13 protein-coding genes are annotated in these 15489 nt (G+C 31.9%); 9 read left to right on the plus strand and 4 right to left on the minus strand.

The features are described 5' to 3' along the window. From ABJD66_RS04605 to ABJD66_RS04615, 3 genes are all read right to left on the minus strand, one after another. Positions 1 to 691: mechanosensitive ion channel domain-containing protein (locus ABJD66_RS04605; protein ID WP_348128742.1), on the minus strand; the 691-nt coding region annotated here is incomplete at its 3' end. A 329-nt stretch (positions 692 to 1020) separates the two neighbouring features. Further along, positions 1021 to 1221, minus strand: a complete 201-nt coding sequence (locus ABJD66_RS04610; protein ID WP_100893863.1) for a dodecin family protein — start codon at positions 1219 to 1221, stop codon at positions 1021 to 1023. Positions 1222 to 1281: 60 nt separating this feature from the next. Then, entirely contained in the window at positions 1282 to 2184 is a 903-nt protein-coding gene (locus tag ABJD66_RS04615) for a NifU family protein (protein ID WP_303540629.1), read from the minus strand. A gap of 119 nt (positions 2185 to 2303) precedes the next feature. Between ABJD66_RS04615 and ABJD66_RS04620 the strand changes: the two genes are divergently transcribed. Further along, positions 2304 to 3329: a type IX secretion system membrane protein PorP/SprF gene (locus tag ABJD66_RS04620; RefSeq protein WP_100893861.1), complete on the plus strand. Its 1026-nt coding sequence runs from the start codon at positions 2304 to 2306 to the stop codon at positions 3327 to 3329. A gap of 68 nt (positions 3330 to 3397) precedes the next feature. Here the strand turns inward: ABJD66_RS04620 and ABJD66_RS04625 are convergent, their stop codons facing one another. After that, on the minus strand, positions 3398 to 4579 hold the full coding sequence (locus ABJD66_RS04625) for a vWA domain-containing protein (protein ID WP_348128723.1): 1182 nt from the start codon (positions 4577 to 4579) through the stop codon (positions 3398 to 3400). A gap of 210 nt (positions 4580 to 4789) precedes the next feature. Here ABJD66_RS04625 and ABJD66_RS04630 point away from each other — a divergent pair, with 210 nt between their 5' ends. From ABJD66_RS04630 to ABJD66_RS04665, 8 genes are all read left to right on the plus strand, one after another. After that, positions 4790 to 6982 carry a histidine kinase gene (locus tag ABJD66_RS04630; RefSeq protein WP_348128726.1) on the plus strand — a complete coding sequence of 731 codons (2193 nt, stop codon included), beginning with the start codon at positions 4790 to 4792 and terminating at the stop codon, positions 6980 to 6982. Between the two features lie 30 nt (positions 6983 to 7012). Further along, entirely contained in the window at positions 7013 to 7744 is a 732-nt protein-coding gene (locus tag ABJD66_RS04635) for a LytTR family DNA-binding domain-containing protein (protein ID WP_348128728.1), read from the plus strand. 22 nt (positions 7745 to 7766) lie between these two features. Continuing rightward, the gene (locus ABJD66_RS04640) at positions 7767 to 8285 is read left to right on the plus strand and encodes a gamma carbonic anhydrase family protein (RefSeq protein WP_100893857.1); all 519 of its coding nucleotides are present in this window, start codon (positions 7767 to 7769) and stop codon (positions 8283 to 8285) included. A gap of 71 nt (positions 8286 to 8356) precedes the next feature. After that, on the plus strand, positions 8357 to 9241 hold the full coding sequence (fabD, locus tag ABJD66_RS04645; protein WP_100893856.1) for an ACP S-malonyltransferase: 885 nt from the start codon (positions 8357 to 8359) through the stop codon (positions 9239 to 9241). Positions 9242 to 9400: 159 nt separating this feature from the next. Then, a complete protein-coding gene (locus ABJD66_RS04650) occupies positions 9401 to 11650 on the plus strand; it encodes a gliding motility-associated C-terminal domain-containing protein (RefSeq protein ID WP_348128732.1) in 2250 nt (749 codons plus the stop codon). Positions 11651 to 11661: 11 nt separating this feature from the next. Beyond that, positions 11662 to 12636: a type IX secretion system membrane protein PorP/SprF gene (locus tag ABJD66_RS04655; RefSeq protein ID WP_232732581.1), complete on the plus strand. Its 975-nt coding sequence runs from the start codon at positions 11662 to 11664 to the stop codon at positions 12634 to 12636. Positions 12637 to 12646: 10 nt separating this feature from the next. Then, entirely contained in the window at positions 12647 to 14575 is a 1929-nt protein-coding gene (locus ABJD66_RS04660; RefSeq protein WP_348128736.1) for an OmpA family protein, read from the plus strand. Positions 14576 to 14892: 317 nt separating this feature from the next. Continuing rightward, a partial coding sequence (locus ABJD66_RS04665) for an AMP-binding protein (RefSeq protein ID WP_348128739.1) occupies positions 14893 to 15489 on the plus strand: 597 nt, incomplete at its 3' end.

Consider the following 15489-nt stretch of genomic DNA (forward strand, 5'->3'; position numbering starts at 1 on the left):
AAGATAAATTAACAGAACTATCTGCAAGCTCTGCAACATATACCTCTGGCATTGGTTCTTTAAGTATGTCTTGTCTTTCGCTACATATTTGCAATAAAATTTCTTTTGCAAGCTTAATATTAGAACTATATCCAATACCTACTGTAATTTTATCTCTTCTTGTGCTTTCTATATTGTAGTTTACAATGTTGTTGTTAGATAACTGTCCGTTTGGTATAATGGCAACTTGATTACCAAAAGTAGTTAGCTTTGTTGTAAATATTGATATTTCTTTAACTGTACCATCTACTCCTTGTGCCGTGATAAAGTCGCCTAATTTAAAAGGTTTAAAAAGTAGAATTAAAACACCACCAGCAAAATTAGCTAAAGAACCTTGCAGTGCTAAACCTATTGCTAAACCAGCAGCACCAATAACTGCTACCAATGATGATGATTGTACACCAAGCTGAGTTATGACTAATACAAATAAAACTACTTTTAAGGCAATTTTAATAAAGCTTTGCAAAAACGATTCTAACGTTGGGTCATAATCCTTAACCGCAAAGAATTTTGCTACCATACGGTTAATGAATTTTGTAACCCATAAACCCACTATTAAAATAATTGCTGCTACTATTAAGTTAGGGAGAAACTCCCAGAACTTGGCTATAAATTTCTCTGCGTATTCTTCGTAATCTGTTAATATACTCATCTTCATTTTCTCTTTTTGTTTATACAAAGCAAAGAAAAAAAATACTCTTCTAAATGGGCTTTAACATTATATTAAAAATCAAATTATGATTTTAAAGAGCTGTACCTCTATGTTGTTTGTAAAGTCTATTTATAATGCTTTTTAAGACTTTTATGCTAGGGTATGCAGTTGTTAATTTAAGACTGCATAGCGGCTCTAATGGCTTATTTGGTTATTAATTATTTGAGGTTAAAAAAAGTGACTTATAGTTAATATTCTGAATACCATATAAAATAAAAAATAGCGCCCAAAAAGGCGCTATTTAATTGTATTATTTGAATAGGTAAAAATTATTTTACTTCAAAAGTAATTTTAAGGTTTACTCTAAATTCTGTTACTTCACCGTCTTTAACAATTGCACTTTGGTCTTGTACATAAACAGATTTAATGTTTTTTACAGATTTTGATGCTTGTACAACTGCTTTTTTGGTTGCATCTTCCCAACTCTTGTCAGAGTTTGATAATACTTCAATAACTTTTAAAATTGCCATAATTAATGTGTTTAGATTTCTATAAAAATAGCAAAATTATTTTACATTTAAAACTGATTATTAGCCGTTTAAAGCAACAACTTCATTTATTTTGTCTCCCATTAAGTTTTTAAGTGTATTCTCTATACCGCTTTTAAGAGTAAAAGTTGAAGACGGGCAACCACTACAAGCACCTTGTAATACAACGTTTACGGTTTTTGTAGTCTCATTGTAAGACTTAAACATAATGTTACCACCATCACTAGCAACAGCAGGTTTTATATATTCTTCTAAAATGTCAATAATTTGTTTAGAGGTGTCGTCTAAGTTCTCATCTTGTAATTGTGTAGCAGGCGCTTCTTGTTTTTGCTTGCTTATACTATTGGCAGATACAACCTCTTTTCCTTCTGTTAAGAATGCTTGTATACTTTCTCTAACTTCTAATGTAATCTCATTCCAATCTGCATCTTCAGTCTTAGTAACAGAAACATAATTTTCATCTAAAAAAACTTCTTTTACAAACGGAAATTTAAATAACTCTGTAGCTAACTCAGAATCTTTTGCTTCTTCTTTATTTTTAAATTCAAAAATTGTTGGTACAATTAATTTATTAGCAACAAAACGCATAGCTGCTGGGTTAGGTGTATTTTCTGCATAAACTGTTGCAGGTACACTTTGTGGGTCTTCTTGTTCGTGAACAATAACTTCGCCACTATTTAAATATTCTACCAATTGCTGGGCTACTTCATCTCTAACATCATCCCAAGCAACAATATCAAAACGTTCTAATGCTATAAAGTTACCAGAGATATAAACAGTTTTTATAAATGGTAAGTAAAATAATTGCTGCGCTAAAGGAGAATTTTTAGCATCATCAATATTTTTATATTCGTAGCTATTATTTTTAGTTATAAAGTGATTAGTTTCAAACTTTAATATAGCTGGATTTGTTGTTGTATATATGGTAATATTATGCTCTTTCATCTTAAAAAAATAATTTTTACAAAAGTACAAACAAATTCACTCATACCATATATAATAATATAGTGTATGTAAACGTTTTAATATAAATTTAATACTTTTGGACTTATAGCCCTTAATTTATGAAAAACTTATTTTTAGCCTTGTTTTCTTTCCTGTTACTTGGTATTTCTAGTCTAACAGCGCAAGAAGGGATTCCTGTCTATTTTGATTATTTGTCGGATAACTACTACTTAGTACACCCATCTATGGCGGGTATTGGCGAAGGAGGTAAAATAAGAGCTACTATAAGAAAACAATGGTTTGATGTTGAAGAGGCACCAAACTTACAAACAATAAATGCACATTTTAGATTAAATGAAAAAAGTGGAGTAGGAGCTATTATTTTTAATGATGCTAATGGTTACCACTCACAAACAGGTGTAAAACTAACGTACGCACATCATTTACGTTTTTCTAGAGATTTAAGAAATTTAAATCAGCTTTCTTTTGGTATTAGTGCAGGTATAATGCAAAGTAATTTAGATGAGAGCGAGTTTAATTCTGTTACTCCAGATCCAATTATTACTGGTGGAAACATTAGCTCATCATACTATAATATGGATTTAGGAGCGTCATATAATTATATGGAGTTTTATGCACACGCTACTATTTTAAATGTTTTAAATAGTAAACGTAATGTATATTATAAAGATAGGGCAGATGACCCTAATGCAACTGTTGTAGATAATTTAAGAAGATATGTATTGTCTGCAGGTTATGTTTTTGGTAAAGGAGATTGGCAATTAGAGCCTTCTGTAATGTTACAAATGACAGATTTTACCAATGAAAAAACCATAGATATGAACGCAAAAGTTTACCGTAGTTTAGATTTTGGTACGCTTTGGGGTGGCTTGTCTTACAGACGTAGTTTTGATGGCGCTTTATACCAAAATACTAGCGGAAGTACTAAAGAACAAAGATTGCAATTAATTACGCCTATTGTTGGTGTTAACTATAAAAACTTTTTAGTGTCTTATAATTATTCTTACCAAATGGGAGATATTAGGTTTGATAATGGTGGTTTTCATCAATTAACTTTAGGGTATAATTTTGGACAAGTATCTGAAAAGAGGTTTGACTGTAAATGTCCTGCTGTAAATTATTAAGATAAATAAATAGATATAAGAAAGCCTGTGATTGTAAAATCACAGGCTTTCTTATTTTTTAATAAAAATTATTTATCCCACGTATAGTTTTTACTTTTTCCTTGTTTTACAATAGCAGAAATCATTGCATTTTCTAACTCACCTTTAGAGCCTTCTTTTTGGTTTTTAGCAATATAAGCTTCACGTTTTGTATTTGCTTCTTTAATTTGTTGCTGTATGCTTTTTCTTTGCTTTTCCTTTGTTTCAATAAAAGCTTCAATCTCTTTTGTAGATTTGTTTTGTAACTCTTTAGGTAGTTGTTTTTTATCAATCTTAGATACACTAAAATTTTTGTTTTTAGACGCATCAACTAAATCCCAAGAGGCATTATTGTATAATCTAGAGCTTTTACTTACTGCTCTTTTTACCATAACAGCTTCTTCCATTTCTGCAGCTTTATCATCTTGTACAGATTGTAATGCCATTTTAGAACTCCCTAAGCTACCGTAAGAAACATATGTTTTGTTTAATTTTTTATTTAGAGTGATGATTACATCGTCATAAGGAGTATCTATGTGTATTACTTTTTTATTATGGTTGATAGCAATGTACTCGCCACCTGTTAATTGTGCGCCGTTTTTCCAATGACTATTTGCACCTTGGTTGTAGTCTCCACAAAAAATGGTATTTACAACAATACCTTTTTCTTTAGCATCAGATGTAGCATCTTTATAGTCTAATTTACCTTGATTAAAAGGCTCGTTACCTGCAATAAAAATCATTTTAAGATTATCTGGATTTGTACCCCAATCTAAATTTTTAATAGATGTGCTAATAGCCTCACCACAATATTCATCTCCACCATTTGTAGTTAAAGAAAATAGTTTTTCAGATATTTCATCTAAATCGTTGCTAAAGTTTATTACTTGCCTAATGTAACCATCTTGTTTTTCAATAGTACTATTACCGTACTCGTACAAGGCAATTTGTAATTCTGGTCTAACCTCATTACCACATTTTACATAGCTAAATTTGTTTACAATATCCCAAAGTTGTGCTTTTGCTTGGTTTATTAAACCGTCCATACTGTTACTAGTGTCTAATAATAACGCCACTTTAACCACGTTTTTTTCTGGTTTTTTAGTGTCCACTAAAGCTTGTGTAGCTAAAGTTATTTCTTTTTTTGGTTTTGTATTAGCGTTACAGCTAATTGTAGTTCCTATACATAAGGTTAGTAATGCTATACCTGCTATTTGTTTTACGTTTTTCATTTTGCGTATTTTTTATTTGTTACAGGGTAAAAGTATTTTTAATGTTTCCTATAAAAAACAAGGAATGAGGGAACAGGCATTTTGGGTGAGCAAACAAACCATTAGACTTTGTAAGGCTGTCTAAAACAATTGTTTTTGTTGTAAAAGCTGCGTTTTAGCATTTTTTAGAGTCAGATAAAACAACTAAGTTTACCATATCTAATTGTAAAAATGAAGTTAAAAAAATACATACTACTATACTTATTGTTTGTATCAGTAATTGCTTTTTCTCAAGTTAATACAGGAAAACAATTTACGATTAAAGGCACTGTTAAAACTAAAGAAAATAGAAATCCTATTTCTGGTGTAGAGGTTTCTGCTACTAGCGGAGCAATAGTATATACAGATACTTTTGGTGCATATCGCATAAAAGCAGAAGTTGGAGATTATTTGTTGTTTAAGAGTTTAGAGTTTGAAACAGTAGAATACCGTATTAAGGATGATGAAGATGTAGATGTTTTAGTAGAAGGCTTAGATGAAGATGTGCAATTAAGCAAAAGTGCATTACATAAAATGTATTTAGATTCTGCTAAGCAGTTTAAAAAAATAGACATTGGTAAGAGTATAGATTATATTAGAGTTTCTTTAGAACAATTAGGAAAAAGAGGTAATAACAAAGAGCGTGCGGCATCTTACGCCTTATTAGGTGAAATATACCAGTATCATAAACAGTATGACCTTGCTGTTGATAATTACAAGGAGTCTTTAACGTATAGTACTACAGGTGAGTCTCAGTTATTGTTAGCCAATGCTTACCTTTTAAATAAAGAGTATAAAAAAGCTGAAGTGCTATTTTTAAAGATAGATGGAAGTGCAAAGTTATCAACCTATAAAAAAATAGTCTTGTATGAAGGTTTGGGTGACGCCTATAAAGGACTAAAAAATACAAGCAAAGCAGTAGCTAATTACACTAAAGGGTTAGATTTAGCTAAAAAAGAACTTGTAAAACCTAAAATCACAGATTTAAACACCAAAATAGCAGAAGCTTACGGTGATGCAAACCAAACTGAAGAAGCTGTAGGTTACTTTGAAAATTCTTTAAAGTCTGCAAAAACAGAGGCTCCACAACGTGCTTTAGAAGTAAATGATAGAGCTGCAGATTTCTATAATAAAAATAGCTTGTATAATGAGGAAATGAAATTGCGCCAGCAAAGTTTGGAAGATATAGAACTGCTAGAAAGCTCATCTAAAAAGAAGGCAATAAAAAGAAATGCTGTTACTAAAGAAGTAGAGGCACCAATAACAAGACAGCGTATAAATTACAAAATAGCAAACAATTTAATTGTACAGGATAAGTTAGACGAGGCCATTCCGTACTTAGAAGAAAGTATTTCTGAAGCTGCTAGTGAAGATGATTTGGTGGTGCAAAAAGATGCTACACGTAAACTGTCTGAGGTTTATGATGATAAAGGAGACTACTCTAAAGCTTTAGAAACCTATAAAAAATATGCTGCTGTGGCAGATACTTTATATGCACGTAAAGAACAAGAAATTTCTAGGGCAGAACGTTTAAGTAAACAAATTGCAGAAAAACAAAATCGTATTACAGGTTTAGAAAAAGATAAAGAGTTGTACGAGAGTAAATCTAGTTTAGCGCGGACTAAGCAAGATTTGTATACCACAACATCTATAAAGCAAAAGATTTTAATTTATGCTTTAGTTTTAGGTATGTTTCTTTTTGGTATTGCTGCTTTTTTCTTTTACAGAAGTAACAGACAGCAAAAATTAGCAAATAATTTATTAGCATTAAAATCGCTTAGATCACAGATGAATCCGCATTTTATTTTTAATGCGTTAAACTCTGTAAATAATTATATATCTAAGAGTGATGAGCGTAGTGCCAACCGTTTTTTAAGTGAATTTTCAACCTTAATGCGTGCCGTTTTAGAAAACTCTGAGGAAGATTTTATACCGTTAACAAAAGAGTTAGAGTTGTTAGAGTTGTATGTGAAGTTAGAGCACTCTCGTTTTCCTGATAAATTTAATTACACCATAACAACAGATCCAAATATAGATGTAGCAGCTTTTCAAATTCCACCAATGCTGCTTCAGCCTTATATAGAAAATGCTATTTGGCACGGATTGCGCTATAAAGACGAGTTGGGTTTTTTAAATATCAACCTAAAACAAAAAAATAAAGAAACAATAGAAATTACTATTGAAGATAATGGTATAGGCAGAAAAAAGAGTGCCGAGTTAAAAACGCAAAACCAAAAAAAACAGCGTTCTAAAGGTATGGGGAATATAAAAAAAAGAGTCTCAATTTTAAATAGTATGTATAAAGACAAAGTAGATGTTAACATACAAGATTTAAATAGTGATGGTTCTGGTACAAAAGTGTTGTTAACTTTAAAAAAGGACTAATAATAGGTGGTTATTTTAAAATAAGATAGAATGAAGTTAAACGCAATTATAGTAGAAGACGAGGCTAATAGCAGGGAAATTTTAACCAACTATTTAACTAAGTATTGCCCAACAGTACATTTGTTAGGAGAGGCAGCATCCATAAAAGAAGGTTTAGAGTTAATTAAAAAACACCAGCCAGACTTAATTTTTTTAGATGTAGAAATGCCATTTGGTAATGCTTTTGATTTGTTAGACCAAGTGCCAAACAGAACTTTTGAAACCGTTTTTGTTACCGCATATAACCAATATGCTATGGATGCTTTAAATAGCCACGCCGCATATTATTTAATGAAACCCATTAATATTGACGAATTAATAAAGGCAGTAGAATATGTAGGTGAAATTAGAAGCAAGGAAAATGCTTTAGAAGACCAAATTTTACAACCAAAAACAAATAAAATAGACGGTAAAATAACACTGCCACAACAAGATGGTTTTCAGGTTTTAAATGTTGCTGATATTCTTTTTTGCAAGGCTGATGATAATTATACTGAAATTTACCTGGAGAATAAAAAGATATTAGTGAGCAAAACACTAAAATATTTTGAAGAGGCAATGGCAGATTTTCCGTTTGCACGTATACATAAATCTTACCTTGTAAATGTAAACTCAATAGCTAAATACAAAAAAGGAAAAGGCGGTAGTGTGGTGTTACATAATGGTAAAGAATTGTTAGTTTCTGCATCTAAAAAGAAAGAACTTTTATCTTATTTTGAATAAATTTTAAATACATAATTGCGCTATGATACTTAAAGAAGTAAACGGAAAAGCACCACAAATTGGAGAAGATTGTTTTATTGCAGAAAATGCAACAATTGTTGGCGACGTAGTAATGGGTAGCCAGTGCAGTGTTTGGTACAATGCTGTGCTACGTGGAGATGTACATTTTATAAAAATGGGTAATAAAGTTAATGTGCAAGATGGCGCTGTTATACATTGTACCTATAAAAAAAGTCCAACTACTATAGGTAATAACGTTTCTATTGGGCATAATGCCATTGTACACGGTTGTACTATTAAAGATAATGTTTTAATAGGTATGGGTAGTATTGTAATGGATGATTGTATTGTAGAAAGTAACAGTATTATTGCTGCTGGTGCAGTAGTTACAAAAGGGACTCATATACCTTCTGGAACGGTATTTGCAGGTATGCCAGCAAAGAAAATTAAGGATATAAGCGTAGAATTAAGTGAGGGCGAAGTGAACCGTATAGCTAATAATTACGTAACTTATTCTAGTTGGTTTAAAGACAAGGAATAAACTTTGGTAAAAGCAATATGCGTTCTACATAAGTTTACTTATTTTTGTCAATCAACTTAAAAACAAAAAAAATGAATGCATATATATTTCCTGGTCAAGGAGCACAGTTTGTAGGAATGGGTTTAGACCTTTACGAAAAGTATCCTTTGGCGCAAGAATTATTTGAAAAAGCAAACGATATATTAGGTTTTCGTATTACAGACATTATGTTTGAAGGTACACCAGAAGACCTAAAACAAACAAAAGTAACACAACCTGCAATTTACTTACACTCTGTAATTATGAGTAAAGTTATGGGTGATGCTTTTAAACCAGATATGGTAGCTGGGCATTCATTAGGAGAATTTTCTGCTTTAGTTGCAAATGGTACGTTAACTTTTGAAGACGGATTAAAATTAGTTTCTCAGAGAGCATTAGCTATGCAAAAGGCTTGTGAAATGCAATCTAGTACAATGGCAGCTGTTTTAGGTTTAGAAGACAATGTTGTAGAAAAAGTTTGTGAAGAAATTGATGGTGTTGTTGTTGCTGCAAATTATAATTGTCCAGGACAGTTAGTTATTTCTGGAGAAGTAGAAGCTATAAACACAGCTTGTGAAAAATTAAAAGAAGCCGGAGCAAGAAGAGCATTGTTATTGCCAGTTGGTGGCGCATTTCATTCGCCATTAATGGAACCAGCAAGAGAAGAATTAGCTGCTGCAATAGAAAACACTACGTTTAGCGAGCCAAGTTGTCCAATTTACCAAAATGTACCTACTACAGCGGTAAAAGATGCAGAAGAAATAAAAAAGAATTTAATATCTCAATTAACAGCTCCTGTAAAATGGACACAAAGTGTGCAAAATATGGTTGCAGATGGTGCAACTTTATTTACAGAGGTTGGTCCAGGTAAAGTTTTACAAGGATTGGTGAAAAAAATTAATAGAGCATCAGAAACTACATCGGCAGAATTAGCCTAAATACCTCATATATAAAAAAGTAAAGTTATTGGTAATAACTGTTACTGAGAGGTGAAATATGTTCTTTGTCGATTTTGTTTATCGACAAATGGCATTTTGGTTAATATTGTAGTCTATCTGTTATAAATTATAGTTGAGTAACACTATCTATAAAAGAAAATGAAAATTAAACAATTAGACAGTTTCCGTATTATAAAAAAACACAAAGCATATTGCTTTCTAGTACTATTTTTGTGTTTTGGTTTTTTAGCATCAGCGCAACAGGTTTCAGTTCAGGCAGATGCTAATGCGGCGGAGACTGGTTCTGTATCAGGAAGTTTTAGAATTTCTAGAACAGGGAATATACGCACTAGTTTACGGGTTAATTATACTGTTTCTGGAACAGCAACAAACGGAGTGGATTACAACACTGTAGGAGGTTCTATTTTAATTCCTGTTCCTAGTAGGAGTGTTAGTTTAGATATTGAAGGTATAGTAGATGATACTTTAATTGAAGGAGATGAAAGTGTAATTATTACCATATCTGAAAATGCAAACTATGATATAAACCCTTTAGCGGGTTCTGATAGAATAGCAATTATAGATAATGAGCCTGTTTGTGCTACAACTCCTAATGCACCAGAGTTAAGAACTGGTGAAGAAACTACCTTTTGTGATAGCTTTACTAAAGACTTAAATGATTATGTATCTAGTGTAACACCTGCGGGTACAGTACTAACTTGGAGTAGTAGTGATGATTTGTTAGATGACTCATCTTATTATGATAGTTCTGTAATTGGATTTTCGGGAGAGTTTTACGGGTTTTATTTAGACGAGGCTAATAACTGTGTTAGTCCACCTTTAAAAATAACAATAGTTCAAAATAATAGTCCAACTGTTACTGGTACTTCTGCATCTAGGTGTGGAGAAGGTGTAGTAACATTATCAGGCACAACTACAGATGGTTCTTTATTGTGGTATGATGCGCCTACTGGAGGAACATTAGTACATACAGGATTAAATTTTGATACACCAATATTGGCAACTACAACATCTTATTACGTAGAGGCAACAGCAAATGGTTGTACGTCTGCAAGGGTAGAGGTTGTAGCAACAATAAATGACCAACCATCTTCTGGTACAGGTACAAACACTACTGCGTGTTCTCTACCAGGTAATGGCAGAGTAACTGTAGTAAATTTAGACGATCAATTAACAGACGAAGATGCAGGGGAATGGACGTTAGTTTCTCAGCCAGCATCTAGTTCAATTACAATAGATGTTAATAGTGTAGATTTTGCAAACCAGCCACTAGGAGAATATCAGTTTACATATACAACTACTGGTTTTGTTGCTCCTTGTGAAGCAGAAACAACTACAATAACGGTTACAGTAGTAGATTGCGCGCCTACAGACACAGATTTATCTGTTGTAAAAACGGTAGATAAAGATGAGGTTTTTACAGGTGAAGATGTAACTTTTACAATTACTGTAGAAAACCTAACTGGTGATGCAGTTACAGCTATAGAAATTACAGATGTTTTAAATGCAACTACTGGTTTTAGTTATGTTTCTGATGTAGCACAACTAGGGACTTTTGACAGTGCAACAGGTATTTGGACAATACCAGAGTTAGCAGCTGGTGAAAGTACATCAATACAAATTACAGCAACTGTTGTAGACGGAGGTTCGCATATTAACACCGCAGAAATAACAAGTAGTAACCCTGTAGATTTAGCTACTGCTAATAATCAAAGCTCGGTTACTGTTGGTATTAAACAGATTGATATGTCTGTTTCTAAATCGGTAGATAAAACAACCACAACTGTTGGCGATATTGTTGTTTTTACAATAACACTTACCAACGAGACCGATGGTTTGGTAACAGATATAAGTGTTACAGACCGTATAGAAAATGCAATGGGTTTTACATACGTTTCACATACAACCACAGCAGGTAATTATGATGTTGCTACTGGTATTTGGACGCTAAATGAAATACTAGGTAATGAAGAACAGGTGTTAGAAATAACAGCTATGGTGCTAGAAGATGGTACACACGAAAATACGGTAGAAATAACGGATTCTTTTCCTTTGGATATTGCCAATGTAGAAAATAATACAGCATCTATAATTGTTACTGTAGAACCAAGAAGTAATGATGAATGCGGATTTTTATTTAATCAGTTTTCTCCAAATGCAGATGGTGTAAACGATTTTTTACGCATAAATTGTATAGAAAACTATACAGGTAATACACTTGTTATATTTAATAGGTTGGGTAGTGAAGTATACAGTGCTACTAATTACCAAAACAATTGGGATGGTACTTGGAAAAAAGGAGATTTGCCAAATGGTACATATTTTTATGTGTTAGACTTGGCAGATGGTTCAGAAGTTAAAAAAGGATGGATTCAAATCATAAGATGATACAAAAACAAATGAAAAAATCCACGCAGATGTATAAGTACTTAGGTATACTTATGTTGTTTTTTGTTAGCGCTAACGTCTTTGCACAAAAAGAACCGCAGTATACACAGTATATGTATAACATTGGAAGTTTTAATCCTGCTTATGTAGGAAGTGTAGAAGACCCAGAAATAATGAGTTTATACAGAACGCAATGGGTAGGAGTTCCTGGCTCACCTACAACCATACGTATAGGGGCAAACATACCTTTTTCTAATGAAAAAACAGGATTAGGTTTTAATGCATACTCAGACAAGTTAGGGCCAATGAGTCAGTCTTTAATAAACATCTCTTACTCTTACCAAGTAAAACTATCAGACTATGTAAAATGGTCTTTTGGTATAAATGCAGGGGCTTCAATTTTAGATATCGATTTTACAAAAGGAGATTTTGAGTTTCAGAACGAACCTGCATTACAAGATACACAGTATAATGAGTTTTACCCAATTATAGGAGCAGGTACATTTGTATATGCCGACAATTGGTATTTAGGTCTTTCTGTACCTAATATATTAACCAGTACGTTGTATAATGATGAGGTTGCTGTTATTGAAGAAGATAAAACTCAAGTTAATTTTATAGGTGGCCTTGTGTTTGATTTAAGTGATGGATTAAAATTTAAGCCAGCATTTTTAATAAATTATATTAATGAGTCTCCTTTAAACGTAAACTTATCTACTAATTTTTTAATTAGTGATTTAGTTACTGTTGGAGCATCGTATAGGTTTGATAATGCTATAAGTGGTTTGGCTGGTTTTCAAGTCTCTAATTCTATGTATGTAGGTTATTCGTATGACTATTCTACAAACGCATTTAAGAACTATAATGATGGTTCTCATGAGGTTATTTTAAAGTTTTATTTGGGTAGATCAGGAGGAACAAAAAGAAGTAAGCGCTCAAAAGACAATAAAAAACCCAAACAAATAGATACACCAAGATTCTTTTAATACAAACAATATGAAATTTAAACTTAGCTTTTTACTTTTAAATTTAGTTGTACTATCTGTTTGTGCTCAAAATTTAAAATCAGCCGGAGATCGTTATTTTTTTCAGTATAAATACGAGCAAGCAGTTAAAGAATATGAAAAAGAGAGTAAAGAGACTGTACTTACTACACAGCAGTTTTTAAACTATGCAGAGGCATATTTTAATACAAAACAGTTTCAGAAATCTTGGGATACGTACAAGTTAATATTGGAGAGTGATGCTATTGTATCTCCATTTCATTACAATAAAATGCTACGTAGCTTATACGCTATATCTGGTAAGGATGAAATGAATAAGTATTTAGAAAATGATACTATTTTAAAAGAAGCTTCTTGGGCAGAAAATGCAAAGTTTAATTTTGATATAGAAAATAAAGAAGATGTTGTGATACCTAATTACAATGTTTTTAATGTAAAAGCAAACAGTATAGCTGCAGATTTTTCTCCATCGTTTTACAAAGAAAAATTATTATTTACTAGTGATAGGGCTCTAACCTTAGTTAAGAAAAAGAAAAAGCAAGAAACCATATATTTAGATATATACGAAAGTGAAATTGAGGCAGATGGCGATATTACTAATGTAAAACCATTTGATGGTATACCAAAAGCTAATTTTCATGAAGCAACACCATATTACTCATCAGAATTAGAAAAGCTATTTTACGTGTTGTCTAATGAAAAAGATGGCGAAATGTTATATGATGAAAAAGGGAAAAATGCACTTTCTATAGCAAGAGTAGATCGCAATAAAAACTTTAACTACGTGCTTAAACATTTAAGTACTAGTTTTTACTATCCTTTTTACGATGCAGCCTCTCAACGTTTATACTTTGCTGCTAATTTTGAGGATAGTAGCTATGGTGGTACAGATATTTACTATGTTAACACCAGTAACGGACAAATTATGTCTGCACCAATTAACCTGGGACCAAGAGTAAATACTCCCGGAAACGAAATTTCGCCTTTTGTTTTTGAAAACGGATTGTATTTTTCTTCCGATGTGTTTTATGGTTATGGAGGTATGGATATTTACAAGTCTAACTTAAAAGCAGATGGTAGCGCTGGCGTGCCAATTAATTTAGGAGAAGGTATTAATTCTGTTAAAGATGATTTTGGCTTTATTGTTAAAAATGATAATACTGGTGGTTTAGAAGGGTATTTCTCTTCTAACAGAGAAGGTGGTAAGGGTAAAGATGATATTTATGGTTTTAAAGTAGCAGAAAAGCCTAAGTTAAATACCATTGTCTTACAAGGAAAAACATTAAATGCTTTAAATAATGTTAGGGTTGCTAATGTGTCTATAAAGGTGTTAGATCAAAATAATAAAGTTATAAAAGAGCTAGAGTCTGCAGATGACGGATCTTATGAAATAGAGTTACCTTGGCAAACAAAAATTACAGTTATAGCATCTAAAAAAAAGTACTCTTTATTTAGACAATTTTATACAGCAGATGATTTAAAAAATAAAAAGGAAACACCAATTTATTTAGATTTTGCAGATGATTTTGTTGTAGAAAAAGAAGGCAAAACAATGCTTAAACTAAGTAAGTTTGAGTTTAAAACCAAAAGCACTAAACTAACTCCAGGTATTATTGCAGAATTAGATAAAGCAATAAAAATAATTAAAAAGTTTCCAGAGTTTAATCTTCAAATAGAATCGCATACAGATAGTAAAGGAGGTTCTTCATCTAACTTTAGAGTGTCTCAAGGTAGGGCAGATAATATTAAAAATTACTTATTAAGTAATGGTGTTCCTTCTAAAAATATATTATACACTATTGGTTATGGAGAAGATCATGTGCTAAACAAATGTGTAAATGGTGTCTATTGTATAGATTACTTTCATGCAGAAAACCGAAGGTGCAACATTGTTGTTCTAAATTATAAAGAGCTGTATTAATACAGCTCTTTTTTTGTATAGTCTCCTATCACTTATGGGACTATTTTTAAATCACTCAAGTTTATTGAATATTACTATAATTTTTTTGTCTTATTTAAATTGATACTTTTCTAGATTTTCCTATATTTAATAATTCAATTAATTTTATAGGAAATTATTCTGTAAAACACAGTTTTTAGGTGCATAATAATACATATTTAGCAAATTTATTAAATATGTGTTTTTATGTTGATGTACTGTAACATCTAAAATGTAAACTGTTGTTTTATTAGAGTTTTACTAGTTATTAGTAATCACAAGCACAAAACAAATAGCACATGAGTAATTATCACATTAAACATTTAGAGGAATATTTTCAGGTATACCGAAAATCTGTACGTAACCCAGAAGCCTTTTGGGAAGAAATTGCAGAAGAGCATTTTTTATGGAGGAAAAAGTGGGATAATGTTTTAAGCTGGGATTTCTCTAAGCCAGAGGTAAAATGGTTTGAAAATGCGAAGCTTAATATTACAGAGAATTGTATAGACAGGCACTTAACAACTAGAGGTGAAAAAACAGCTATTCTTTTTGAGCCTAACAACCCTAATGAAGAGGCACAACACATAACCTATTATGAGCTACATAAACGTGTGTGTAAAATGGCAAATGTGCTTAAAGAAAATGGAGTTAAAAAAGGAGATCGTGTTTGTATTTATTTGCCTATGATTCCGGAGTTAGCGGTATCTCTATTGGCTTGTGCAAGAATAGGAGCTATACACTCTGTTGTTTTTGCAGGTTTTTCTTCTAATGCTTTAGCAACAAGAATTAATGACTCTGACTGTAAAATTGTAATTACTTCTGATGGATCTTTTAGAGGAAAAAAATCTATAGATTTAAAAGGTATTGTAGATGTGGCTTTGGACGACTGTCCTGGT

Origin of the sequence: Cellulophaga sp. (assembly GCF_039943695.1) — a bacterium.
Taxonomy (GTDB): Bacteria; Bacteroidota; Bacteroidia; order Flavobacteriales; family Flavobacteriaceae; genus Cellulophaga.